The organism is Spirosoma utsteinense, assembly GCF_014282275.1.
GTDB classification, from domain to species: Bacteria; Bacteroidota; Bacteroidia; order Cytophagales; family Spirosomataceae; genus Spirosoma; species Spirosoma utsteinense.
On the sequence record NZ_VFIA01000005.1, the window covers coordinates 161,059 to 186,121 of the forward strand.

17 protein-coding genes are annotated in these 25,063 nt (G+C 53.0%); 13 read left to right on the forward strand and 4 right to left on the reverse strand.

Features of this window, described 5'->3' with window-relative positions:
* Window positions 1-57: 57 nt before the first annotated feature.
* Both FH603_RS05640 and FH603_RS05645 read left to right on the forward strand, forming a co-directional pair.
* Window positions 58-1,434 carry a peptidylprolyl isomerase gene (locus FH603_RS05640; RefSeq protein WP_186736487.1) on the forward strand — a complete coding sequence of 459 codons (1,377 nt, stop codon included), beginning with the start codon at window positions 58-60 and terminating at the stop codon, window positions 1,432-1,434.
* A gap of 88 nt (window positions 1,435-1,522) precedes the next feature.
* Window positions 1,523-2,485 (forward strand): AAA family ATPase, encoded by a 963-nt coding sequence (locus tag FH603_RS05645; protein ID WP_186736488.1) that lies wholly within the window; start codon window positions 1,523-1,525, stop codon window positions 2,483-2,485.
* Window positions 2,486-2,595: 110 nt separating this feature from the next.
* Here FH603_RS05645 and FH603_RS05650 read toward each other — a convergent pair whose 3' ends face one another.
* From FH603_RS05650 to FH603_RS05660, 3 genes are read right to left on the reverse strand one after another with little or no spacing between them, the layout of a single operon-like run.
* Window positions 2,596-2,763 (reverse strand): hypothetical protein, encoded by a 168-nt coding sequence (locus tag FH603_RS05650; RefSeq protein WP_186736489.1) that lies wholly within the window; start codon window positions 2,761-2,763, stop codon window positions 2,596-2,598.
* Between the two features lie 58 nt (window positions 2,764-2,821).
* Window positions 2,822-3,910, reverse strand: a complete 1,089-nt coding sequence (locus tag FH603_RS05655; protein WP_317171236.1) for an ABC transporter ATP-binding protein — start codon at window positions 3,908-3,910, stop codon at window positions 2,822-2,824.
* Window positions 3,911-3,919: 9 nt separating this feature from the next.
* On the reverse strand, window positions 3,920-5,545 hold the full coding sequence (locus FH603_RS05660; protein WP_186736490.1) for an NADP-dependent glyceraldehyde-3-phosphate dehydrogenase: 1,626 nt from the start codon (window positions 5,543-5,545) through the stop codon (window positions 3,920-3,922).
* A 206-nt stretch (window positions 5,546-5,751) separates the two neighbouring features.
* Between FH603_RS05660 and FH603_RS05665 the strand changes: the two genes are divergently transcribed.
* The 4 genes from FH603_RS05665 to FH603_RS05680 all read left to right on the forward strand — a co-directional run bounded on the left by FH603_RS05665 (window position 5,752) and on the right by FH603_RS05680 (window position 9,999).
* Window positions 5,752-6,240, forward strand: coding sequence for a GtrA family protein (locus FH603_RS05665; RefSeq protein ID WP_186736491.1), 489 nt, complete (start codon window positions 5,752-5,754; stop codon window positions 6,238-6,240).
* Between the two features lie 215 nt (window positions 6,241-6,455).
* The gene (locus FH603_RS05670) at window positions 6,456-8,168 is read left to right on the forward strand and encodes an FAD-dependent oxidoreductase (protein ID WP_186736492.1); all 1,713 of its coding nucleotides are present in this window, start codon (window positions 6,456-6,458) and stop codon (window positions 8,166-8,168) included.
* 28 nt (window positions 8,169-8,196) lie between these two features.
* Window positions 8,197-9,108 carry a sugar phosphate isomerase/epimerase family protein gene (locus FH603_RS05675; RefSeq protein WP_186736493.1) on the forward strand — a complete coding sequence of 304 codons (912 nt, stop codon included), beginning with the start codon at window positions 8,197-8,199 and terminating at the stop codon, window positions 9,106-9,108.
* A 42-nt stretch (window positions 9,109-9,150) separates the two neighbouring features.
* Entirely contained in the window at window positions 9,151-9,999 is an 849-nt protein-coding gene (locus tag FH603_RS05680) for a ThuA domain-containing protein (RefSeq protein WP_186736494.1), read from the forward strand.
* Between the two features lie 35 nt (window positions 10,000-10,034).
* Here the strand turns inward: FH603_RS05680 and FH603_RS05685 are convergent, their stop codons facing one another.
* Entirely contained in the window at window positions 10,035-12,743 is a 2,709-nt protein-coding gene (locus FH603_RS05685; protein WP_244967990.1) for a TonB-dependent receptor, read from the reverse strand.
* Window positions 12,744-13,564: 821 nt separating this feature from the next.
* Between FH603_RS05685 and FH603_RS05690 the strand changes: the two genes are divergently transcribed.
* The 7 genes from FH603_RS05690 to FH603_RS05720 all read left to right on the forward strand — a co-directional run bounded on the left by FH603_RS05690 (window position 13,565) and on the right by FH603_RS05720 (window position 25,010).
* Window positions 13,565-13,936, forward strand: a complete 372-nt coding sequence (locus FH603_RS05690) for a LytTR family DNA-binding domain-containing protein (RefSeq protein WP_186736496.1) — start codon at window positions 13,565-13,567, stop codon at window positions 13,934-13,936.
* Window positions 13,937-14,199: 263 nt separating this feature from the next.
* The gene (locus FH603_RS05695) at window positions 14,200-14,781 is read left to right on the forward strand and encodes an RNA polymerase sigma factor (protein WP_186736497.1); all 582 of its coding nucleotides are present in this window, start codon (window positions 14,200-14,202) and stop codon (window positions 14,779-14,781) included.
* Window positions 14,782-14,886: 105 nt separating this feature from the next.
* Window positions 14,887-16,020 carry a FecR family protein gene (locus FH603_RS05700; protein ID WP_186736498.1) on the forward strand — a complete coding sequence of 378 codons (1,134 nt, stop codon included), beginning with the start codon at window positions 14,887-14,889 and terminating at the stop codon, window positions 16,018-16,020.
* 201 nt (window positions 16,021-16,221) lie between these two features.
* Entirely contained in the window at window positions 16,222-19,635 is a 3,414-nt protein-coding gene (locus FH603_RS05705; RefSeq protein ID WP_186736499.1) for a TonB-dependent receptor, read from the forward strand.
* A 24-nt stretch (window positions 19,636-19,659) separates the two neighbouring features.
* Window positions 19,660-21,165 (forward strand): RagB/SusD family nutrient uptake outer membrane protein, encoded by a 1,506-nt coding sequence (locus FH603_RS05710; protein ID WP_186736500.1) that lies wholly within the window; start codon window positions 19,660-19,662, stop codon window positions 21,163-21,165.
* Between the two features lie 157 nt (window positions 21,166-21,322).
* Window positions 21,323-23,614: a GH92 family glycosyl hydrolase gene (locus FH603_RS05715; protein WP_186736501.1), complete on the forward strand. Its 2,292-nt coding sequence runs from the start codon at window positions 21,323-21,325 to the stop codon at window positions 23,612-23,614.
* A 247-nt stretch (window positions 23,615-23,861) separates the two neighbouring features.
* Window positions 23,862-25,010: an acetamidase/formamidase family protein gene (locus tag FH603_RS05720; protein ID WP_186736502.1), complete on the forward strand. Its 1,149-nt coding sequence runs from the start codon at window positions 23,862-23,864 to the stop codon at window positions 25,008-25,010.
* Window positions 25,011-25,063 lie beyond the last annotated feature (53 nt).

Here is a 25,063-nt window from a genome sequence, read left to right on the forward strand (position 1 = left end):
TAACTTAAAAATGCTTAAAAATCAGCGCATACGACGTTCCTTTCGTATATTTAACACATGAAAAAAGTAATCAGCAGTGCGCTTATCGCTCTGGTTGGCTGGTTCCTGACCGCACCCACGTTCGGGCAGGGTCAGGGCATAAGTCTGAACAAAATCATTGCGAAAGTCGACAACTACTATGTTCTCCAGTCGGATCTGGAAGAAACCGTTCAGTCCTATGTGGGGCAAAATCAAACAGCTCCCCCCAAATGCCAGTTGCTTGAGAGTCTCGTCATCAATAAAATGATGCTGGCTAAAGCAGAGATCGACTCCGTTATGGTCGAAGAGAAGCTCGTCGACAGTGAGCTCGATCAACGGATGGCCTACATGGTTCAGCAGTTTGGCTCCGACAAAAATATTGTGGAAGCGTACGGAAAGAGCCTTGAAATGCTCAAAAGTGAACTTCGCCAGCAGGTGAAAGATCAAAAGATCGTTCAGAAGATGCAGCAGAAGATCACAACCGACATGAAGGTGACCCCTCGTGAGGTGCGTAAGTTCTTCGATGCTATACCGAAAGACAGCCTTCCCTATATGCCCGCCGAAGTAGAAGTAGGTCAGGTCGTTCGATTCGCCAAACCGACCAAAGAGCAGAAAGAAGCGCTCCGCCAGCGGTTGCTGGATTACAAGGAGCGCGTGCTGAAGGGCGAAGATTTTGCAAAACTGGCCAAAGAAAACTCCGAAGATGTTGGCTCGGCACCCAGCGGGGGCGACCTTGGCTTTGCTAAACGGGGAGCCATGGTAGCACCGTTTGAAGGAGCAGCCCTGAAGCTTAAGCCAAACGAAATATCCGACGTTGTCGAGTCGGATTTTGGCCTTCACCTGATTCAACTGCTCGAAACCCGCGGAGCCGAATACCACGCCCGCCACATTCTGCTCCGTCCGGATTACAACCGACTGGACATAACCGGTCCGACGCGTTATCTGGACAGCCTTAAAAACCTGATTGAAATCGATACGCTGGCGTTTGAAAAAGCAGCCCACGATTTCTCTGACGACAAAACCACCGCCGATGCCGGTGGCCTGCTGCGCGATGCGCAAACGGGCAGCAGCCGGCTGGCCATGGACGGCACGATGGAGTATGCCATGTTCCAGATGCTCGATACCATGCAGGTTGGTAAACTGTCGGCTCCTCTACCTTACCGTACGGAAGATGGAAAGAGCGCGGTACGATTATTGTACTTCAAGAGCAAAGTACCTCCTCATACGGCTGACTTTAAGGCTGACTTCGAGAAGTTGCAAAGCATTGTGCTAACTAACAAAAAGAACCATGCCATCGACGAGTGGTTCCGCAAGTCCGTTGCCGATGTTTACATCACCGTTGACCCTGAATTCCAGAGCTGCCGAATTTTTGGTACAACACAAGGCAGCGCGGCTAGTTTAGGTAGTGGAAATTAATGATAAACGATGAATGACGAATGATGAATGATTCTGGCTTAGGTTTGTATTATTCATCATTCATCATTCATCATTAACCTTTTTACTTGTGCCCTACTCATCGGATGTTGCGGCTGCAGAAGCCCTTACCAATTCGTATCAGAAACTCAAAACTGAAATCTCGAAAGTCGTTATTGGCCAGGATGATACGGTCCGGCTACTGCTGACCGCCATCTTTTGCCAGGGTCACTGCCTGCTGGTAGGTGTACCGGGGCTGGCTAAAACACTCCTCATTCAGACCATTGCGGGGGCGCTGGATCTTGATTTCAACCGAATTCAGTTCACGCCCGACCTGATGCCATCCGACATTCTGGGCTCGGAAACCCTCGATCAGGACCGCAATTTCAAGTTCATCAAAGGACCCGTCTTCGCTAATATCATTCTGGCCGATGAGATCAACCGGACACCGCCTAAAACGCAATCGGCGCTGCTCGAAGCGATGCAGGAATACTCCGTTACCATTGCCGGGCAGAAATATGGCTTAGGTCGGCCTTTTTTCGTGCTGGCCACTCAAAATCCAATCGAGCAGGAAGGTACCTACCCCCTGCCCGAAGCACAGTTGGACCGGTTCATGTTCAATATATACCTGGACTACCCTTCCTATCAATCGGAACTCGACATCGTCAAAAGTACGACATCAGATATACGGTACGAGGTACAACGTGTGGTGACGGGCGAAGAGATTCGGGAGTTCCAGCATCTGGTACGCCGGGTGCCGGTGGTCGATAACGTCATTGAGTATGCCGTTAAGCTTGTTCACAAAACACGGCCCAATACCGAAATGGCCGCTGCCGATGCCAACCAGTACCTGGAGTGGGGCGCGGGCCCGCGGGCTTCACAAGCGCTTATTCTGGCGGCTAAATGCAACGCCCTGCTAACGGGCAAGTACTCGCCCGACATCGAAGACGTACGGGCGGTAGCCCTGCCCATCCTCCGCCACCGGGTTGTGCGCAATTTTAAAGCCGAAGCAGAGAATATTTCGGTTGAGCAGTTGATCAAACGAATGATGTAAATCAAAGGGAGGAAAGCAGAAAGGGAGGAAAGGAGGAGGGAATGCACCGCATGCTTTCTCCTTTCCTCCCTTTCTGCTTTCCTCCCTTCCTGCTTTTCTCCGTTACTCCGTTACTCCTCCTCTCCTTCCTTATTGGTACGACCGAGGAAATCATCATCGCCCAGGCCGGTCGAGGTATCGTCAGCACCTGATGCGTCGACGTCTTCGGTTTCTATGCTTACCAATACGCCATTACCTTTGGTTTCTTCCTGCTCCTGATTTTCTTCTTTGCTTCCCATTTCTGTTGTTCATTATATGTAGTGGTATAACCGGAAATGAACAGGCGGGTTTCGATGTTCAGGCTTTCAGCGGCCAAACTGACTCAGCGGATACGCGAATGCCTACAGGCTGGCCCGCTTTAACGTCATGGCGGGTGGTAAGCAGGCGCACACTCACGTAACGCGACAGTTCCACCTCAACTTCGGAGTGACTGCCTTTGAAAAATACAGCCTTCACTATACCCGCTACGCCGGCTTCGTCGAGCTGGATATGCTCCGGTCGCAGACAAACCAACGCGTCGGGCTGGTAACTTTCGGTGATCTGTTGCGCTGGCAAGCCCAGCGAAAGCAGGTGTTTAGCTTTCAGAATATTGACCGACCCCGTCATACGAGCCGCATATACCGTTGCCGGCTGGCTATAGACAACAGCAGGTGGCCCAAGCTGCACCAGCCGGCCGTCGCGGAGGATACCGAGTGTGTCGGCAATAGACAGGGCATCGGTAGCATCGTGGGTTACAAACAGACAAGCTGTTTTGTCGTACTGGATCAGATCGAAAAGCAGGTCGCGGATCAGCAACCGATTTGGTAGGTCGAGGTGGCTGAAAGGCTCATCGAGTAGCAGAACTGCGGGCTTATCGGCAACAGCGCGGGCGATGGCGGTCCGTTGTTTTTCGCCCCCCGACACCTGACGCGGCAAGCGGTGCTGCACATCGATCAGGCGGCAGCGTTTGAGCAGTTCATCGACGCGGCCTTCCCGGTAGGTTCGTTCGAAGAAGCGTACCGCATACATGATATTTTCCCGAATGGTTACGTTCGGCATCAGCTGGTATTCCTGATGCACCAGCCGTATCTGCGGATGGCCGGCTACCAGCACGTCGCTCGGTCCCGGTACCCTTTCGCCATTGAGTCGCACCTCGCCGGTATCGACATCGGCCAGCCCCGCCAGCATGTTCAGCAGCGTACTTTTACCGGAACCACTCGCCCCGACCAGTCCCGTAATCCGGCCCGGTTCGAGGGTGAGCGATACGGCACGAACGGCCGTTACATCGTGGGAAAACGCTTTGGTAATCTTTGTGGCAGTGAGCATGTAGGGCCGACCCAGAGAATCGGCATAAAATGATAGAGCTAGTTGCAGTTGTCCATGCCCTCCCCAATTCGGCGAGGGCATGGACAGCCGTTAGAAAATAAAGTTAGTGCTCAGAAATTCTGATTTGTGCTCGCTCACGATCTCGTTGAGAATGGCCTTGTTTTCGCTCGTATCCTTCGTGGCCACCGCCGACCGAATGGAGAACGAACGCAGCGCATCTTCTACCGAAAGTGTTCCCTCTGCCGAATCTTTCCGGCCGGTGAAGGGAAACGTGTCGGGGCCGCGCTGGCACTGTGCGTTGATGTTAACGCGGCTAACGAGGTTCACCAACGGGTCGATAAGCCGGGCAATAGCGTCGGTATCGGTTCCGAAAATACTGGCCTGCATTCCATGGTCGTCGGTGATGAGGTACTGGATAAACTCTTCCTCATCGTCGTATGGGACAACCGGAACGATGGGGCCAAATTGTTCTTCGCGGTACAGCCGCATGCCCTCACGAACGGGAAAGACGACCGCTGGCCTGAACAATGATGCCGCTACATCGCCCCCCCCTTCGTTCACGACCGACGCGCCACCTGCTTCGGCGTCGGCGATGATATCGGCCAGGTACTGCGTTTTGGCAGGTTCCGGCAAGGGGGTAATCTGCGTCCCGGCATCCCAGGGCATACCCGCTTTCAGTTTACTTACTTCAGGAGCGAAGCGACGTAGAAATTCATCGACGATGGAACGATGCGCCCAGATGATTTTGATGGCCGTACAGCGTTGTCCGTTGAAGGACAGCGACCCCAGCAGGCACTCTTTTACGGCAACATCCAGATCGGCATCGGGCAGGATGATAGCCGTATTTTTAGCATCGAGACTCATGATCGACCGCAGGCGGTTCAGCTTGGGGTGGTGCCGCTGCAGCTCATCGGCAACCCGGCTGGAACCAATCAGCGTCAGCACATTGACCTTACCGGACTGCATCACGGGCGGCACCACATCGGCACCCCGGCCGTAGAGTGAATTAACAACGCCCTTGGGGAAACTCGTCCGGAAAGCTTCCAGCATCGGGTAGTGCAGCAACGAACCGTGCTTCGGCGTTTTGAACAGGATCGTATTGCCCATCAGGATAGCCGGAATGAGCGTTGTATACGTTTCATTGAGGGGATAATTGAAAGGTCCCATCGCCAGAACGACCCCAAGTGGCGACCGGCGAATCTGGCCAATGATACCCTCTTCGATCCGAAACCGTGACGACGTACGATCCATATTCTTCAGCGTATCGATGGTGTCGTAGATATACTTCACCGTCCGGTCGAACTCCTTGGTGGCATCGGCAAGGTTTTTACCGATCTCCCACATAATGAGATTGATGGACAGTTTACGCTGTTCTAGCATTTTGCCGACAAACGTCTCCATGCACTGAATTCGCCCGGCTACCGACATTTGCGGCCACTCGCCCCGGCCATTATCATAAGCAGCCACAGCCGCATCAAGGGCTTCGAGGGCTTCGGCCGGACCGGTTACAGGGAAGCTGCCTACGAGCTGACGCTGCAGGGTACCGTCTGAATCGGGCAGACAAACAGGCGAATACACCTCGGACACACGACCGGCCCAGGGACGCATTTCGCCATTGAGCAGGTACTCGCGCTGGTGAATGGGGTCAATTCGATACTCGCCAGGAATGGCATTTTCATTCGCGGGAAACAGGGAGGCAAGCAATTGAGAAGGCATAGCAGGAATGGGATTACGGCTTTTACGTTTCTGCAAACTACACCATTTGCCCTGCTAATATCAAACCGGACAAGCAAAAAGACAGTGTCCGGCTTCATCCTCCGGGCGTTAGCAGGCTGTAAGGCATACCCCTCGATAGTTAATGCACGAACCTTGCTCCATGCCGGTAAAAGAACGACTAACTTTGCCCCCTTTATATGTAGTTTATGGCTAGTGGGCTTTTTAACCGCAGGGATATCCTTGCTTATTTCTTCGTTGCCGCGACCGGTGCTTCCGTACAACTTTTAGCCGGCAGTTTATTTCAGGATTGGTTCAAGCTCAGTTATCAACAGGCATTACTGGCGGGCTATGTCATCGCATTTGTGGTTGGCTTTTTCCTGACCAAACTCTTTGCTTTCAATAACCAGAACTCAACCAAGAGTCAACGGGAGGCTGTCAAATTTACCATTGTCTCTGTCCTTTCCTGCCTGATCACCGTCTACGGGTCCTCGTTGATTTATTCCTACTCGATCGACGTTTTTCGTCTCCAGACCGCCGTCATTCCTTTTTCGGTAAAAGCAGTCAATGTGAATAAACTGGTTTCCCACACAACGGGTATGGGGTTAAGTTTCCTTAATAACTACGTCCTGCACAAGACATTCACCTTTCAGGATACGGGATTTTATGAGAAGCTAAAGAAACTGCTGAACCTGTAATCTGCGACTACCCTTATTTTTTTGCTCCTTTTTGCCCATAGCTGCTTTTCTATGGTCTACCCGGCCGGATAGCCTTCGTTGATGCGTTCTGGTACCGGCCAGACCGTAGAGGTATTCAGTAGGATCTGATATACAGGTACTTTTCAATGCATGTTCAGCCGCTGAACAACCTGTTGTGCGTCCACTAAGACTGATCGATTCATAGCCTTTTCAAGATGGCAAATCTGATAATAGACACGCTGAAAGACCGCACGTTCGATGCCATTGTCATCGGCTCCGGTATGAGCGGAGGATGGGCAGCCAAAGAGCTGACAGAAAAAGGCCTGCAAACCCTGTTACTGGAGCGAGGCCGCGACGTGAAACACGTGACCGACTACCCAACGGCCATGCTGAACCCCTGGGAGTTCGACCACCGCAAGCAGGTACCACGTCAAACCAAAGAGGCTTATTCAATAGCCAGCAAAAACTACGCTTTCTACGAAGGAAGTGCTCACTTTTACGCCAGCGACGCCGATAATCCCTATGTGCAGGATAAGCCTTTCGACTGGATTCAGGGCTATCAGGTAGGCGGGCGCTCCCTGCTCTGGGGACGCCAGACGCAACGGTGGAGCGACTTTGATTTCAGCGGTCCCGCCCGCGATGGGTTTGCCGTCGACTGGCCCATCCGCTATGCCGACCTGGCTCCCTGGTATAGTCATGTCGAACGGTTTGCCGGTATATCGGGCAACCGCGACGGGCTGGCCACGCTGCCGGATGGCGAGTTTCTGCCTCCCCACCAGATGAGTTGTGTAGAATCCTATTTCAAGCAGCAGATGAGCCAGCACTATCCCGACCGGCCCGTGGTCATTGGTCGGGTAGCGCACCTGACCCAGCCAAAACCAATTCACACGCAACAGGGTCGGGGGCAATGCCAGCACCGTACCCTCTGCGAACGGGGTTGTCCGCTGGGTGGCTACTACAGCAGTAACTCTTCCACCATTCCGTGGGCGCTGAAGACCGGTAAGCTTACCCTCCGTCCTGACTCCGTCGTCCACTCGCTTATCTACGATCCGGTAAACGAAAAAGCTACCGGCGTTCGGGTTATCGATGCGCATACCGGCCAGATGACCGAGTACTACGCGCGGATCATCTTTCTGAATGCCTCAGCACTGAACACCAATCGGATACTGCTTAACTCCACCTCCAGCCGGTTTCCGAACGGATTGGGGAACGATAGTGGCCTGATGGGGACGTTCATTGCCTTTCATAGCTATCGGGGACGCATAACAGCCCAGTACGACGGCTTCGCCGATTCAACGACCTGGGGACGCCGACCCAACAGCAGCTACCTGCCCCGGTTCCGGAATGTGCTGCGCCAGGAGACCGACTTCCTGCGGGGTTATGCCACCACTTTCGCTACATCACGCCCCGCTCAGGTCGACCGGAGCGGCTTCGGCGCGGACCTGAAAGACCGGCTGACGGCCTACACGCCCGGCCCCTGGCACGTTCTGTCGGGCATGATGGGCGAAACGATACCCAAAGCAAGCAGTACCGTTCGGCTCGATCCGTCCCGTAGCGATCGGTTCGGGATTCCACAGCTACGGGTGTCTGTCGCCTACGACGAGAACGACGAGAAAATGCTGCGCGATTTTTACGAGCAGTTTACCGAGATGTATGAGCGGGCGGGTTTCACTCAGATTCAGACTGCCGACACGGGCCGGTTGCCCGGCAGCGAAAACCACGAGATGGGCGGTGTCCGGATGGGCCACGACCCAAAAACATCACTACTCAACCGGTGGAATCAGTTGCACAGCTGTAAAAATGTGTTTGTTACCGATGGTGCCTGCATGACCTCAACGTCTACCCAGAACCCGTCCCTAACCTACATGGCGCTTACGGCTCGGGCGACCGACTATGCTGTCCGGCAGCTGAAAGCACTAAAACTTTAACAGCCCCCGTCTTCACTCAACTTTGCTTATGACCTCCCAATCGCGCCGATCAGCGCTAAGAACAACCCTCGGCGGGGCAGCCACAATCTGGCTGGCTTCGTCGATGGATTTTGCAAAACCGAAACCCCGGCTCTCCTTTTCAACCCTTGGCTGTCCAGCCTGGTCGCTGGATACGATTTTAAAGACAGCCGTATCGAGCGGATATCAGGGCGTGGAGTTTCGGGGACTGACGGGTCAGCTCGATCTAACCAAATGCCCGGAGTTCAGCACAGCCGCCCGGGCCGCCGAAACGCGTCGGCGGTTTGCGGGGCAGGGCATTCAAATCATTAACCTGGGTTCTTCGGCCCAGTTGCACCATGCCGATACGGGAAAACGAACGCAGCATCTGGACGAAGCCCGACGGTTTATCGACCTGGCTCAACAGCTCGGTTGCCCGTTCGTCCGGGTATTTCCCGACCAGCTGCCTCCCACCCAAAGCCGTGAGCTGACGCTCCGGCTCATCAGCGACGGTTTGCTGGAGTTGGGTAACTATGCCAGGCCCCGTTCAGTAACGGTGCTGCTGGAGTCACATGGCGAACTAACCCGTAGCGACCTGCTGAGCCAGATCATGACCGCTGCCGATCACCCGAATGTGGGGCTGATCTGGGATGTGTTCAACATGTGGGCCGACAGCCACGAATCGCCTGATGATGTATACCGGAAGCTGAAGAAATTTATTCGGCATACGCACATAAAAGATGCCTTGATTGAAAACGGCAAGCACCGCTACGTGCAGGTGGGTCAGGGTGAAGCTCCCCTCCGCGAAGCTATTTCCGCCCTGGTGGCAGACGGCTACACGGGCTACTATAGTTTTGAATGGGAGAAGCTGTGGCATCCCGAGATCGAAGAGCCTGAAGTTGCCATTGTTCAGTATCCTAAAGCCATAGCCCCATATTTTTAAGAATCCCCGGCCTGGCAGGCTACCCGCAAACCACCCTTGTTCATGCGTTCAACTCACCGGAAAACCATACAGTTCACCGTTCTGGTCCTGCTCTGTTTCATGTCTGGCCTACGGGCCCAACGCAACAGGTCTGGTTTCAGCGTCATTGCGTTCTACACCGGCAAACACGATCAAGCCCATATCAGCTTTGTCAACGAAGCAAACCGATGGTTCCCCAGGATGGCCAAAACGCATCACTTCACCTATGATACGACAACCAACTGGAGCAATCTGAACGCCGGGTTCCTGTCTCACTATCAGGTCGTGCTCTTTTTAGATACCCGTCCCGATGACTCAACCCAACGGGCTGCCTTCCGGCAGTACATGGAAAATGGAGGTGCCTGGATGGGATTTCACTTTTCGGCCTTCGCCTTGACCCCGTCTACTTATCCTCAGAACTGGAACTGGTACCACACCACTTTTTTAGGATCGGGTCAGTATACGAGCAATACGTGGCGGCCAACATCAGCGGTCCTGCGTGTCGAAAACCGCAACCACCCGGCAACGAAGGGGTTACCCCAAACATTCAAATCGGCACCGAACGAATGGTACCGGTGGGAAAACGATCTGCGCACGAACCCCGATCTGGCCGTTCTCCTGTCGATCGATGCCCGTAGTTTTCCCCTGGGTACGGGCCCAAAGTCACATGAGATATGGCACAGCGGGTATTACCCCGTCGTTTGGACTAACCGGAAGTATAGAATGCTTTATGTCAATATGGGCCACAATGACATTGATTACGAGAACGGAACCAACCAGGAACTATCGATGAGCTTTGCCAACGATATCCAGAACAAACTCATTCTGAACAGCCTTTTGTGGCTGGGCACGGGTAAACGCCAAAACGACTAGCCACCCAACAACAGTAGTCTATTGTTGAGCCTGCTTTAGTTATTGAAGTCGATATCGCCCGGCGCATCATCCGACTGGCGGCTATCCCGGTCGCGTTCTTTCTCTTTCACGATCTGGCGGCTCAGGCGATAGCTAAACCCAACAAACCCGATCCGGCTTTCGCGTTTACCCAGGCTGGTAGCCAGAAAATTCGGCCCGAAGCTGTCACTCTGGAACTGAAGCGTGTTGAAGATATCGCTCACCCGAAAATTGATCGTCCCCCGCCCGTTCAGCACGTCCTGCTTGACCCCAATGTCGACATTGAAAAAACTGTTGATCGTACCCTGGGCAACGATGAAAGGCGACCGGTAGTTGACGGCCAGTTGAATGGCCGTTCCGCGGGCAGGACGCAAATCGGTTGTTATACGCCCCGTCCAGCTTTGGTTGGTTCGGGTCAGGATGCCGGGTACGTCGGCGCTGGCCTGAATCGACCGCTGAAAGAACGTGAACGTCCCATTTACCTTCCACCAGTTGGTGATATCCTGATTCAAGACCACTTCCAGCCCGTAGTTCTGCGAACGATTCAGGTTCAGCGACGTCTGTTCGGTAATCCCGTCCTCCCGCAAGGTCCGGTAGTTCGTGATTTCGTTGTTTGTCTGGCGAAAGAAAAGGGATGAGTTCAGCGACGTCGACTTGCCATTCCACAGGTAACTCATCTCGAAAGAATTGATCAGCTCCGGGCTGAGCAGCGGATTGCCGAACCGGATATTCAGGGGGTCCGACAAATCGACGAATGGGTTGAGCGACCGCACAGACGGGCGGTTGATGCGCCGGGTATAGTTCAGCTGTAGCTTCTGTGCCTGACTCAGGTTGTAATTGACGAAGGCGCTCGGAAACACATAAATATAGTCCCGTTTCGTTTGCTGGCTTGTTGTCCGCTGATCGGTAATGATCGACGTATACTCCGTCCGTAAGCCAGCCTGGTAGCTAAATCGCTTCAATTCGTTGCCGAAATTGACATAAGCCGCGCTGGTACGTTCATCGTAAATAAAGTTGTTGCTGATATTCGGATTCAACACCCAGGTGTCGCTGAGCCGGTTCTCGAAAACGTAATCGGCACCTAGCTTGCGGTACGTATATTTCAACCCGGTTTCAACGCGCTTTTTACCCTTGAGCGGCTCAACAAAATCGGCCTGTAGTACCCCAACCTGATTGTCGCGGTCATTGCTGGCCTGCTGCTGACCAATAAGAAAATTTGGTGTCAGCAGGTTCTCGGGTAGGGTTGTTGTATTTGTAAATTCCTGATTCTCCGTACCCCGGTTGGTCGACAAGGTCCCGTCTATCGACAGTTCACGCCCTTTTTTGGCGAAAGTTCGGCGGTAACCAGCGGTATAGTCGAGACCACGTTCGGGCTCCCGTTCTTCGGTCAACCGAAATGTCTGGCCCAGCGACACCCGGTTGGCATCCTGCGTGTTGAACGTCTCTCTCTCAGAGTCGTAACTATATTCGGGTCGGTACAGGGCCGAAATGGTGATATTGTCCCGGTCTGAAAGTGCATAATCGAAACCAAGGCGCAGGTTGTTATTCACCCCCCGGCGAACCGCGTCGTTGCGTTGGGATAAATAACTCACCGAGTCGGTAAACAGATTTTGCCGATCTGAAATACGGTACTGGAAACGCCGGTCGTCGCGCAGGTTATAACTGCCGAACAGATTGATTTTTTTGAACCGGGCGTTCAGGTTTATCGACCCATTGTATTTGTCACGCGTACCGACGTTTAGCTGAACCGTACCGTTAATTCCTGACGCCCGCTCTTTCTTAAGAATAATATTGATAATTCCCGCAGCCCCGTCGGCATCGTAGCGGGACGAGGGATTCGTGATTATTTCGACCCGTTCGATGTTACTGGCCGGAATCTGCTCTAAAACAGCCTGCCGGTCGAGTCCCGTCAGGCCCGACGGTTTCCCATCGACCAGTACAATGACGTTACCACTGCCGCGCAGGCTGAGAGACCCGTCGACATCGACCGTTACCGAGGGCACATTCTGTAAAATGTCGATCGCTGACCCGCCCTGCGCTATGGGGAGTTGATCGACGTTGACGATCTTACGGTCGAGCGAGTATTCGTAGGCCTGACGCTGCCCCTGCACGACCACCTCCTGAAGCTGTTGAGTCGTTTCAGCAATGACAACATTGCCCAGGTTCACCTTCACTTTGGTGGCGCTGATGGTAATCCGCGATATACGTTTCGGCGCGTAGCCAAGGCTCTGTACCAGCGCGTAATACACATCCGGGGCCAGGCTGGTGATGGTGAAGTAGCCTTGCTCATCGGTCAGGCCACCCGTAACCGAGGTTGAGTCGCTAGCCCGGAAAAGGCCGATGCTGGCAAATTGAATCGGTTGGCTTTTCCCGCCCTGCGTAGTGACTAAGCGGCCACTTAGCGTACCGACCGCCTTCCCCACCGATGGCGTTGCCGGATTTGCCGACTGTGGGACTCCCGTTGGTATCTGTGTCGAAGCGGGGCTCGTTTGGGTGCTATCGGCTGCGGGTCTGTTTAGTGTGGCAGGCAGTTCCGGCAGTTCCCGACCTACGGTATCGAGCCGGTCGGCAGCATTAAATTGTGTGGTATCGGGACGCGTCGGGGCAGTGGGGCGCGTCGTATCCGGCGGCATACCCAGCGCACGCATCACACCCTCCGACGCGGGTGCTGGCTGTTGCGCATTGACCCTACCAATCGATACGATCGATAAGCCAACAGCGACCATAGTACCATATAGAACCGAACATCTCATTTGCAAACAGGTGAAGTAAAATCGGGCCTACGCTATTAACCGAATTTTAACCCTGCTGTTTACTTAGAATATGATTAGAATTCAATTTGATCCAAACTGAATCTAATTTGATAATTTATGTGAAGGGCGGGCAAATGGAATAATCACCAATAACGCCTGATTATGCTATTTCTGAATCGTTTCCCGAACCCAACCTTTACAAAAAGTAAATGTATCCGTTGTCGTTTCATACAGTATACGGGTATACGTTCAGATAGGTCAGCATTTTTATTTTACACAACTATTTTTGTTTAAAAAGTCGTGCCAAAAATATCAATTCTTAGAATTTTTCTTACAAAATTTCAAAATACTGTAAAATACATGTTGTTTATATATGACAAATTATTTATTATTGTACTAATAAGTTATTAATCAGATAATTGCGTTAACTTAAAAAAATAAAGATTAAGACAGTCGGCAAATTAAACCCTTTGGCAAAGTATTTGTCTGAACAAAAAGAATCATATCTATAGCTGTAGTAGATTCAATCTATTTAAATTCAGATTTTGCCTGTCATGCGCCAGCTTCTTGTGGTTACTATTTTAGCATCCGGTAGTCTGATTTGTTTCACAGGCTACTGTGTTGCGCTGATCGACTGGGTGCAGGATATTGAGAACGGGACGTATTGGCGTAATCATCTGGAAGCTGTTCTGGAAACATTCGCTCTGTTTACGTACAGCTATCTGGCAATCCGATTTATGAAAAGCAGATTTACACATTTATAAGTACACTAACTAATCAACTTATCTCAACACATGGAACAGAACTACCGTTCGACCGAACTGACGACGCACCAGCAACCTCAGAACGATCCTTTGCTTATTCCGGGCTATCGCCACATACGAGACACCCGGTTTATGATTCGACTGGAGGGCAATGGCAATTACACCGTTATCTACCTGAGTGATCATTCCCGCCCCCTGATGGTCAGTCAAACCCTCAAATATTTTGAGCTTCAACTGCCCTGTTTCATCCGGGCCAGCAAATCATCACTGATCAACCCTGCTTACATCGACACCGTTATCAAACAGGACTCGAAGACAATGTACCTACAGTTGACCGACGGTGTGAGCATACCGGTATCCCGTCGCCGTATTGGCGATACCGAGGCCAAACTGGCCGCCTGATTTTACCAATCTCCCATTCACTACACATCCATCATTGGTGGTCATGCCCGTTTAGACGTACGCATCCTGTACGTCTAAACGGGCATGATCGTGTGTAAGAGCCTCCCCGTTTTTCAGGTCAACCCCGGAATCAGGCAGCACCCGGACGAGGCCAATGGATGATGATCCCTACCCGCCAATCCTGTTTTATTGTAAGAACTAATTATCATACATTTGTTGTCTATTTTAGTAAACTATTGCTTCTATAGTTCTTAAGGGTTACAATGTTTCAAGATGAAGCTTGTCTTTGGAAAGCCTTTCAACAAGGCGATATCAGGGCTTTTGAAGTCATTTACGAAACGCACTCCTCAACGTTGCTGGCATACGGGAAGCGTTTATGTACGGACCATCACCTGGTGAAAGATATTGTCCAGGACATCTTCATGGAGATCTGGACACGACGCCGTACGCTCCGCGATCTGCACACGATCAAGTACTATCTGTTCAAGATCATGCGCAACAAATTGTCGCGTCTGCATCAGAAAACGGCGGTTCTGGCCGGTGAAGGCCTATGGCTGGATGAAGACAATCAGTTTACGCCCTCTATCGAGTTTCTGATCACTCAACAGGAAACCAGCAGCAAACAACTCGCCCAATTGCAGAACGCCATCGCCCGGTTACCGGGTCGACAACGGGAAGCGATCATGCTGGCCTTTTACCACGATTTCAGCAATGACGAGATCGCGGGCATCATGAGCATCAACCACCAGTCGGTCATCAATCACCTGAATCGGGCCCTTTCCGCCCTGCGAGACTTATTTCTGAAAGTCCCGATCCTTGCCTTGCTGCTCCACTACTTCCTCTGAGATTGAGGTTGATGGCAGGCCCCATTCAACTATTTTAAATTTTTTTATAAATAAATGAGTTAAAAGCAGCTCCTCCCGCCTATTGTAGGTAGAAGGACCGCGAATATGAATTATACGAACTATCAGTGTGAGGATTTTGTGGCCGATTCCTATTTTCGGCAATGGGTGAAGCAACCCGACGAAGCCTCATCAAGCTACTGGTATGCTTTTCTTACCGCACATCCTGAACAGGCTGAAGCCATCTGGCAGGCAGCCGCCATCGTGCAGGCAGTAGCGGAAGCTACCGTTGGTCTCACGGCTCCAGCCAATGCGGCAGAAGAAGCCACGATCTGGCAAGCCGTTAGTCGGCAGATACAGGCCAATGAGCCATCAACGCCATTTTCCTTTCTGAGCCGTTATCGTAACACGGGCTGGAACTGGCTGGTAGCAGCCGCTTCAATACTCATCGTATTGGGCGCGGGGTGGTGGGTTCGCAGCCGTCATTTGCCTGCGTCTGGCAACGTTGCTCCCAAACCGGTAGCGATTCAGTCGCCCATTTCTCAGATCGAGCAAAAAAACACGACCCCTAAACCCCGCCTGGTGTCTCTGCCCGATGGAAGTTCGGTCATACTTAAACAAGGCAGTCAGATTCGGTACTCCACTCAGTTCGATGCACCCAGACGCATCGTTCACCTGACCGGAGAAGCGTATTTCGAAGTAGCCAGGAACCCGGCGCGACCCTTCTTTGTCTACGCCCATGGCCTGGTCACTAAAGTTTTGGGTACCAGCTTCAACGTGCGGGCCTACAGCGCTGATACGGATGTGGTGGTGACTGTACGCTCCGGCCGGGTTGCCGTATTTACTGAATCGGATGAAACACATCGGCAAAAAGTGGAGTCCCCGGCGCTGGAAGGAATCGTGCTGACTCAAAACCAGCAGATCGTATTTGCCCGTCGGGCAGTGGCGCTAATCAAACCCAGCGAAATCAGTCCAGCTATTGCCCGAACGGTATTCCCGCTCCATGCAGCCAGTTTCGTGTTCGAAGCCCGGCCGGTTGGCGAGGTATTCGATCAACTGGCGGACGTATACGGAATCCGTATTCTGTACGATAAAGCCACGCTGGGCCTATGCCGGATAACGGCCGATTTATCGGATGAGTCGTTGTCGGAGAAGATGCTTATTATCTGCAAAACCATCGAAGCCAGTTATAAACTTACCAACAACCAACTTGTCGTTTCGGGTCAGGGCTGTCGCCCCTGACCGGTCGTCCTTTCGTTAAAACTTTATATCACTCAGTAACCGACACCTTATGATTCGAACGAGTAAGTGAAAAATGAAGCCAGCAATGCGCCAACATCGCTGACTTCGGTATTAATCCCTGGTCGCTAAACCTGCATCTGCTTTTGGCAGATGTACGGGAAGATTTTGCCACTGTTTTCTTAACAAAACCCGCTCAAATTTATGAACAACTGCTTAGTATCCAATGAGATTGGATGGAAAGTCATGAGGTTAACCCTACTTCACCTACTGCTGGGTATACTCTTCGTCAACGTTTCTCTGGCAACCGACGGAAGCGCCCAGGACGTGCTCAACCGGCGTATTACGCTCCAGGTTTCCGATCAGAACGTGAGCGAGGTGCTGGCCCGCATCGAGAAACTAGCCGATGTGAAATTTTCGTACAGCCCGGATCTGATTCAGGTCAACCAGCGAATCACGCTATCGACAACCAATCAACCGCTGGCCCAGGTCCTGTCGGCCTTACTCAATCCGTTACAGGTCAACTATGAAATCGTTGGCAGTCGGCTCGTGCTCACCCGCAGCAACGCATCTGCCTCGCGGCTACCCAACACCGCAACGGCCGTGCCCCCCATTACCATACAGGGTCGGGTACTCGATGAGCAGGGCAAATCCATTCCGGGGTCGACGGTCCTGCTGAAAGGAACGACGACGACCGGTACGGTTACCGACGCCGAAGGTGCTTTTAGCCTAAGTGTACCGGATGGTACGGGAACACTCGTTGTTTCGTCCATCGGCTATACGGCCCAGGAGGTTGCCATCAACAACCGCACGTCGATCGATGTGACACTGAAAACGGATGTGAAGGCCCTGAACGAAGTGGTGGTCGTTGGGTATGGTACCCAAAAACGGTCGGACCTGACCGGGTCGGTCGGTAGCGTTAAAAGTGCCGAACTACTCGACCGGCCGGCGGTCAACATCGAGCAGTCGTTACAGGGTCGGATTGCCGGGGTAAACGTATCGGTCAACTCAGGCCGGCCGGGCGGTAACACCAACGTCCGTATTCGGGGTTTCAGCTCCATCAACGCCACCAACAATCCACTGTATGTTGTTGACGGAATCATTTGGGCCGCCGGTATCGACGCACTGAACCCGGCCGATATCGAAGCCATCGACGTGCTGAAAGATGCGTCGGCAACGGCTATCTACGGAACGCGGGGTGCCAACGGTGTTATTCTGGTGACCACCAAGCGGGGCCGCAAAGGAGGCACGGTTAGCTATGATACGTATGTCAGTTCCAGCACTATTGCCCGGAAGCGCGATCTGCTGAACGCCCGGGAGTTTCTGGATCTGGAAGACCGGGCCTACCAGAATGTCGCCAAGTATGACCCAACCGGTTGGGCTAGCGGCAAGTATGCCGATAAAGACCCGAGGATCAAACGGACGGCGCTGATCGGCAAACTGTTCGACGCCAACCTGAACCCGCTCTATGACGTCGACTGGCAGGACGAAACTACCCGGACCGCCATCAGCCAGAACCATAACCTGGGCTTTACCGGCGGCAGCGACCAGACGACCTTCGGTCTCTTTCTGAACTACAATGACAACCAGGGTATCATCAAAAATACGTACCTGAAGCGTTATACAGGCCGGTTGGTGATGGATAGTCAACTCAAACCGTGGCTGAAAGTAGGCGCTACGCTGAACTACAGCAACTCCGACGAACGCCGGGCCGACGAAGGGGTTGGCGGCAACAACATTCCCCGGATGCTGATCGAGATGATTCCCATCGTGCCCATTCGCTACCCGGATGGTACGTATGGCAAGCGGCAGGATTACCCTGATATGGAAAGTGGTGATAACCCCGTTGCCTTGTCGAACGAAGACAATCGCCAGTTTAAAAAGCAGGTTTTCGGTGCCAACGCCTACGCCAATATTAACTTCAGGCCGGGTCTGGATTTCCGCACGACACTAGGGGCCAACATGTCGAGCCAGTACAACCCGTTCTCCGAAACCAATCTCGTGCAGCTGTCGCGGCCCTTCCGGGGATATGCGGAGATCTGGAGTTACGACACCAAGTTCCTGCAATGGCAGAACTACCTGACCTATAATAAGCAGATCAACTCGTCGAACTCAATCAACATTGTAGCGGGTGCCGAATTCCAGAAATACAACTACCTGCAATGGTTTGCGGGGGTGGAGAGTCTGCCCGACAACTATTACCAGTACTACAACCTGGGCGTTAGTGCCAACCCGCTGCCGCCCACCTCGTCGTATACCGGTTACCAGATGGCGTCGTACTTTGCGCGGGCCAATTACAACCTGAACGACAAGATCCTGGTGACGGCAACGGGCCGTTTCGACGGATCGTCGCGCTTCGGGGCCAACAACAAGTTCGCCTTCTTCCCATCGGCAGCGGTGGCCTGGCGGGTATCGCAGGAAGATTTCCTGAAAAGCAGCAGCCTGATATCGGATCTTAAAATCCGGGCGAGCTACGGCCTGACCGGAAACTCGGAGATCAATTCATACCAGTCGCAGGCCAATCTGGCCTCCAACACCTCGGTCTTTGGTGGACAGCGCGCAACCGGCACGGTTATCAATACACTGGCTAACCCTGACCTGCGCTGGGAAAAAACAGCCCAGTATGACCTGGGCCTGTCGATGGCGCTGCTTAAAGGCCGCATCAATTTCGAAGCCGATGTGTACCTCAAAGAGACCCGCGATCTGCTGCTTTCTGCGCCTGTCCCCTACTCCAGCGGTTACGCTAACATCTTCAAAAACGTGGGCAGTATGCAGAATAAAGGACTGGAACTCGGCCTGACTACGATCAACGTCGACAACAAAGACCTTACCTGGTCGACCACGTTCAATATATCGTTCCTGAAAAACCGGGTAACGGCGCTGGGCGAGGCTAACGATGACATCTTTCCTAACCCGCAGTTCCTCAACAACACGAATATCCTGCGCGTGGGAGAGTCGGTAGGTTCGTTCTACGGACTGGTTCGCACGGGAACCTGGCAGACGTCGGAAGCGGACCAGGCTGCCCGGTACGGCCGCGTGCCCGGCGACCTGAAATACCTCGACCTGAACAATGACGGGCAGATCAATGACCAGGACCGCCAGATCACCGGCAAAGGGATTCCTACGGCTTACGGTACGTTCAGTAACACGGTGCGCTTCAAAGGCTTTGACCTGACGGCCGACCTTCAGTTCTCCTACGGCAACGATATCCTGAACCTGACCCACCACTCAGCGCTCGACCGGACTGGCCAGGCTAACAGCTATGGTGAGGTGCTGACGGGCTGGACGCCTGCCAACCAGAATACGTTCATTGCCGAAGCGCGCCCATCGTACGTGTATTATGACTCCAAGATCGATTCGTACAAAGTGGAAGATGGTTCGTTCCTGCGGGGCCGTAACCTGATCCTGGGGTATACCTTCCCAACGACGCTGGTGCAGAAGCTGAAGCTTAGCCGCCTGCGGGTATATGCCTCGGCGCAGAACTTCTTCGTTCTCACGAAATACAGCGGTTACGATCCCGAAGTGTCGACCTACGGCGACGCGTTTGCGCAGGGCATCCAGTTCTTCGACTACCCGAAATCGCACGTGCTGACCGCCGGCCTGAACGTTTCTTTCTAATCAACAATCCGAAACGGACAAATCATGACTACATACATCAAACATATTGGCAGGACCTTGCTTTGCGGCACCCTGCTGTTTGGCAGCTTCAGCTGCTCGGATTACCTGGAGGAAGTCAACAAATCAAACTTCACCCAGCAGAACTATTTCACCTCCGCCAGTCAGGCACAGTCGGCCGTCGACGGCATTTATGGGGGCCTGCGCCTATTCGACGATGACAACGGCTATGGCGAACGGCCCTGGGTAACCCTGGAGCTGATCAATGGGCATGCCACGTCGCTGGGGCAAAGTTTTTATAACAACCAGTTCATCAACCAGACGGCTGATGCGGCTAACCCACCCTTCCGCCGGATCTGGCAAATCAGTTACAATTATATTGGCAACGCCAACCTGGCCATTCAGCGGATACCGGGGATTACGATGGACGAGGGTCTCAAGAAATCCCTGCTGGGACAAACCTACTTCCTGCGGGCGTTCTTCTATTATCAGCTGGTTCGGCTCTATGGCGATGTCCCCCTCATAACCGGCCCCATCGACGCTACCAGCGCTGAATTATACGCGGCCCGGTCGCCACAGGCCGATGTATATTCCCTTATCCTGAGCGACCTGGCCATGGCCGAACAGGCGGGTCTTCCAGTTTCGGACCAGACGGGCCGCATCTCGACCGGCGCGGTCAAATCCCTGCTTTCCAGCGTTTACCTGACTATGGCAGGCTACCCGCTGCAAAAGACGGAGAACTACCAGAAAGCGGCTGCCAAAGCGCAGGAAGTGCTGGCTACGGGGGCCTATCCGCTCTTTACGTCGTACGATTACCTGCATGACAACGCCCACAAAAATCAGGGTGAGCTGATCCTCCAGGCTCAGTATGCTACGGGCATTGTCAACAACTCGATCAGTGCCATGGTGATTCCATACTTCGCCCGGGTTTCAGTATACGGCGATGAATACGGGGCGCTTATTCCAACAGAAGCGTTCTACAACAGCTATGAGCCGGGCGACTTACGGGCGCAGGAGCGGCAGTTCTTCTTCACGCAGTATCCGTCGATTACAGATACGACGAAAGTGGTCAAGTTCGGGGTTCATGCCTTGTACAAGTATTTCCACAAGGAGAGCGCGCTGAACCGCAACGTCAACACCGACGAGAACTGGACGCTGTTACGGTCGCCGGAGGTGATGCTGATCTTTGCCGAAGCATCCAACGAGGTGAGTGGTCCTACGCAGGCGGCCTATAACGCCGTGAACACCATCCGGGCGCGGGCGAAGCTGAAACCGCTGGCGGGTCTGACCAAAGATCAGTTCCGTGAGGCCATTTGGAAAGAGCGTTATCACGAGTTGGCTTACGAGAACAAGGCTTACTTCGATACGCAGCGTACCCGCAAAGCCTATGACGTGATCAACAACCGGTTCGTCAATGTTATCGGTTTCAAGAACGAAAGCGGCACCACCTTTACGGAGAAATACCTCCTGTGGGGGGTTCCCCAATATGAAATCAACAATAACAAAAAACTGACCCAGAATCCGGGCTGGTAGGCGTTGGCTGTTGACGAAAAAGGGTAAATCGGCATCGTTGATTTACCCTTTTTCATTCTTGCCGACTTCGTCAGTACCTTGTAGAGCGGAACACGAAAGCCGGCTCAATCTCTTCTCTGATCGCCGGAGCGTTCTGGCGCTCCGGCAACCAACAGGTATGAAAAAAAGACTGTTATTACTTTCCCTGGTAGCGATGGCTACGCATGGCGTTGCCCAACCCGTAACTACGGCTTCTGATCCGGTTGAGTGGGTGAATCCGCTTATCGGTACCGACTCTAAACCCAGCCTTTCCAACGGCAATACCTACCCAGCCATTGCCCTACCCTGGGGCATGAACTTCTGGATGCCGCAAACCGGCAAAATGGGCAGCGGCTGGGCCTACACCTACGCAGCCGACAAGATCCGGGGGTTCAAACAAACCCACCAGCCGTCGCCCTGGATGAATGATTACGGCCAGTTTTCCATTATGCCCGTTACGGGGAAACTACGCATCGATGAGGAGGAGCGGGCCAGCTGGTACTCCCACAAAGCCGAAGTCGTGAAACCCTACTACTACAGTGTGTACCTCGCCGATCATGATGTTACAACAGAAATTGCGCCTACCGAGCGGGCCGCCAGTTTCCGCTTCACGTTCCCCAAAACCGACAGTTCGTATGTAGTGGTCGACGCGTTCGATAAGGGCTCGTACGTAAAAATCATTCCCGGTCAGCGTAAGATCATTGGCTACACGACCCGAAATAGTGGCGGGGTGCCGGAGAACTTCAAAAACTACTTTGTCATTTACTTCGACAAGCCGTTTACAACGGCCCAGGCCTGGCACGGTAAGACACTGACAAAGGATACCATCGAAATTCAATCGGCGCATGCCGGTGCGGTGGTTCAGTTCAAAACGACAAAAGGGGAACAGGTTCATGCCCGTATTGCTTCCTCGTTCATTAGCTATGAGCAGGCCGAACTGAACCTGAAGGAAATTGGCAACGATTCGTTCGATGCAGTCAAACAGAAGGCCAAAGCGGCCTGGAACAAAGAATTGGGCCGTATACGGGCAGAAGGCGGTTCGCCCGCTCAGATGCAGACCTTCTATTCCTGCCTGTACCGTTCGCTGCTGTTCCCGCGGAAGTTTTTCGAGTTCGATGCCAATAAAAAAGTGGTCCATTACAGCCCTTACAATGGGAAGGTATTACCGGGCTACATGTTTACCGACACGGGTTTCTGGGACACCTTCCGGTCTATGTTCCCTTTCCTGAACCTGATGTACCCATCGCTGAACGCGCAGATGCAGGAAGGGCTGGCCAATGCCTATAAAGAAGGGGGCTGGCTACCCGAATGGGCCAGTCCCGGCCTACGCAGCGTTATGGTCGGCTCCAACTCGGCCTCCGTTATTGCCGATGCCTACCTGAAAGGCGGGCGCGGGTATGATATCAATACGCTGTATGAAGCGGTCCTCAAAAACTCGGAAAACGAAGGACCTATGGACGCCGTTGGCCGACGGGGGGCGCCGTATTACAACAAGCTGGGTTATGTCCCTTACGATGTCAACATCAATGAGAACGCAGCCCGGACGCTGGAATACGCTTATGATGACTTTGCCATTTACCAACTGGCCAAAGCCCTGAAACGACCCCAGACCGAAATCGACCGGTTTGCCAAGCGCAGCCTGAACTACCGGAATCTGTTCGATAAAGAAACGGGCCTGATGCGCGGCAAGAATCAGGATGGTTCGTTTCAATCGCCGTTCAACCCATTCAAGTGGGGCGACGCCTTTACGGAAGGTAACAGCTGGCATTACACCTGGTCGGTATTTCACGACGTGCAGGGATTGGTCGATCTGATGGGTGGGCGACAGAAATTTGTATCGAAACTGGACTCGGTCTTCACCATTCCGCCGATTTACGATGAAAGCTATTACAAGAGCGTCATCCACGAAATCCGGGAGATGCAGATCGCTAACATGGGGCAGTATGCACATGGCAACCAGCCTATTCAGCACATGATCTACTTATACAATTACGCGGGTGAGCCGTGGAAAGCCCAGTACTGGCTGCGCGAGGTCATGAACCGGTTGTACCTGCCAACGCCGGATGGCTACTGTGGCGACGAGGATAACGGGCAAACATCGGCCTGGTATGTGTTTACCGCCATGGGTTTCTACCCCGTTTGTCCGGCAACAGATCAATATGTGATGGGAGCGCCTTTGTTCAAAAAGGTAACCGCTACCCTGGAAAACGGCAGGAAGATCGTTATCAATGCCGCCAACAACAGCGATCAGAATCGTTATATCAACACGATGCGCCTGAACCAGAAAGCCTATGGTAAAAACTGGCTCAGTCATAAAGAGCTACAACAGGGTGCCGTAATCGACTTCGACATGTCGGCTACGCCCAACAAACAGCGGGGCACCACCCCGCAGGACTTTCCCTATTCGCTCTCTACAGATAAAGGAAAGTAAGGAACACCTCCACATTTCGGCCCGTCACGCCGGCATTCCTGACCAGGAACGCTGTTGTGACGGGCCGAAGCAGTTATGGCCTATTTAGAAAAAAGCCATTTTTTCTAAGGTAAAAACGGCAAAAGGCAGGCTATTCCACCAAAATTAAAGCCTTTTACTTATCTTGAGTACCTCACGTAAAGCCCGTTGACAAACCCCGCTCCAGAGGCATTCTCCGGGACGATTATACTGTTGACTCTACAACCTGATGAAAACAAATCGACGTAATTTTCTGCAAAGAACAACGCGTAACGGACTGGCCCTGCTCTCTGCCAGCACGCTCACCGCCGAAGCCTCTTCGCTCCTGTTACCCAATGGGACGCCACCTGAAGAGACTGCCCACAGCCCGGCCCGCCTGAAACCCGATCATGTTGTCCGGTCGCTACCCGAAAACATGGTATGGGGCTATTTCGGAGCCGATGTTCCACCCGTTTTCAAGGTGAAAGACGGCGACGTAGTCGAGATCCAGACGGTCAACCCATCGGGCGTGAGCCGGACTAACCCCGAGGAATTTTACACCAAAAATAAGTTGCCCCTCGATCAGCATGCGCAGGAAGTGATCGCTATTCTGAAGAACGTAAAACCTGAACCGTCGGGCATTCGGGGACACATGCTCACCGGACCCGTCTACATCGATGGTGCGCAACCCGGCGACAGTCTGGAAATTCGGATACTGGATATAACGTTTCCGGCAGGTTTCGGCGTCAACAGCGTCTGGCCCGGTGGCGGGGGCATTCCCGATGCCGTGACTACCCGCGAGACGTTCGTATATCGCTATGATACAAAGCGAAAAATGGCACTGCTCAAAGAGGGCGTCGAGATTCCACTGAAGCCATTTATGGGCGTAATGGCCGTATCCCCACCGGCAGATATGGGCCGCCAGAGTTCGATTCCGCCCGCCTTCTTCGGTGGCAACCTGGACATCAAGCACCTCACCAAAGGCACCACCCTGCACCTCCCCGTATCGGTACCGGGCGCACTCTTTACAACTGGCGACGGGCATGGAGCCCAGGGTAACGGCGAAGTGAGTGGCGTAGCCATTGAAACGGCCCTCAACCTGACCGTCAAGTTTATTGTCCATAAAGGAAAGGCCCTCAAACAACCACGCGCCGAAACACCTACCCATTTTATTGCTGTTGGCCTGGACAAAGACCTGAACAAAGCCATGAAAAATGCCCTCTCCGAAGCGGTTGCTTTTATGAAAGATGAGATGGGCTTTACCTTTAACGAAGCCTTATCGATTGCCAGTACGGCCGTCGACTTCGAAGTAAGTCAGGTCGTCGACCAAACGCTGGGCGTTCACGCCATGATCCCAAAATCCATTTTCACCAACAGGAAGTTCAGTTACTGGTCATAAGCAAAGCCTGTAAACCACTTCCGGGAATTATGCCCGGAAGTGGTTTACTTACT

Bases quoted from the DNA above. Each gene is read 5' to 3' on its own strand.
- FH603_RS05640 (WP_186736487.1), top strand. From the start codon at position 58: ATGAAAAAAGTAATCAGCAGTGCGCTTATCGCTCTGGTTGGCTGGTTC.
- FH603_RS05650 (WP_186736489.1), bottom strand. From the start codon at position 2,763: ATGGGAAGCAAAGAAGAAAATCAGGAGCAGGAAGAAACCAAAGGTAAT.
- FH603_RS05655 (WP_317171236.1), bottom strand. From the start codon at position 3,910: ATGCCCTCGCCGAATTGGGGAGGGCATGGACAACTGCAACTAGCTCTA.
- FH603_RS05660 (WP_186736490.1), bottom strand. From the start codon at position 5,545: ATGCCTTCTCAATTGCTTGCCTCCCTGTTTCCCGCGAATGAAAATGCC.
- FH603_RS05665 (WP_186736491.1), top strand. From the start codon at position 5,752: ATGGCTAGTGGGCTTTTTAACCGCAGGGATATCCTTGCTTATTTCTTC.
- FH603_RS05670 (WP_186736492.1), top strand. From the start codon at position 6,456: ATGGCAAATCTGATAATAGACACGCTGAAAGACCGCACGTTCGATGCC.
- FH603_RS05675 (WP_186736493.1), top strand. From the start codon at position 8,197: ATGACCTCCCAATCGCGCCGATCAGCGCTAAGAACAACCCTCGGCGGG.
- FH603_RS05680 (WP_186736494.1), top strand. From the start codon at position 9,151: ATGCGTTCAACTCACCGGAAAACCATACAGTTCACCGTTCTGGTCCTG.
- FH603_RS05685 (WP_244967990.1), bottom strand. From the start codon at position 12,743: ATGGTCGCTGTTGGCTTATCGATCGTATCGATTGGTAGGGTCAATGCG.
- FH603_RS05690 (WP_186736496.1), top strand. From the start codon at position 13,565: ATGGAACAGAACTACCGTTCGACCGAACTGACGACGCACCAGCAACCT.
- FH603_RS05695 (WP_186736497.1), top strand. From the start codon at position 14,200: ATGTTTCAAGATGAAGCTTGTCTTTGGAAAGCCTTTCAACAAGGCGAT.
- FH603_RS05700 (WP_186736498.1), top strand. From the start codon at position 14,887: ATGAATTATACGAACTATCAGTGTGAGGATTTTGTGGCCGATTCCTAT.
- FH603_RS05705 (WP_186736499.1), top strand. From the start codon at position 16,222: ATGAACAACTGCTTAGTATCCAATGAGATTGGATGGAAAGTCATGAGG.
- FH603_RS05710 (WP_186736500.1), top strand. From the start codon at position 19,660: ATGACTACATACATCAAACATATTGGCAGGACCTTGCTTTGCGGCACC.
- FH603_RS05715 (WP_186736501.1), top strand. From the start codon at position 21,323: ATGAAAAAAAGACTGTTATTACTTTCCCTGGTAGCGATGGCTACGCAT.
- FH603_RS05720 (WP_186736502.1), top strand. From the start codon at position 23,862: ATGAAAACAAATCGACGTAATTTTCTGCAAAGAACAACGCGTAACGGA.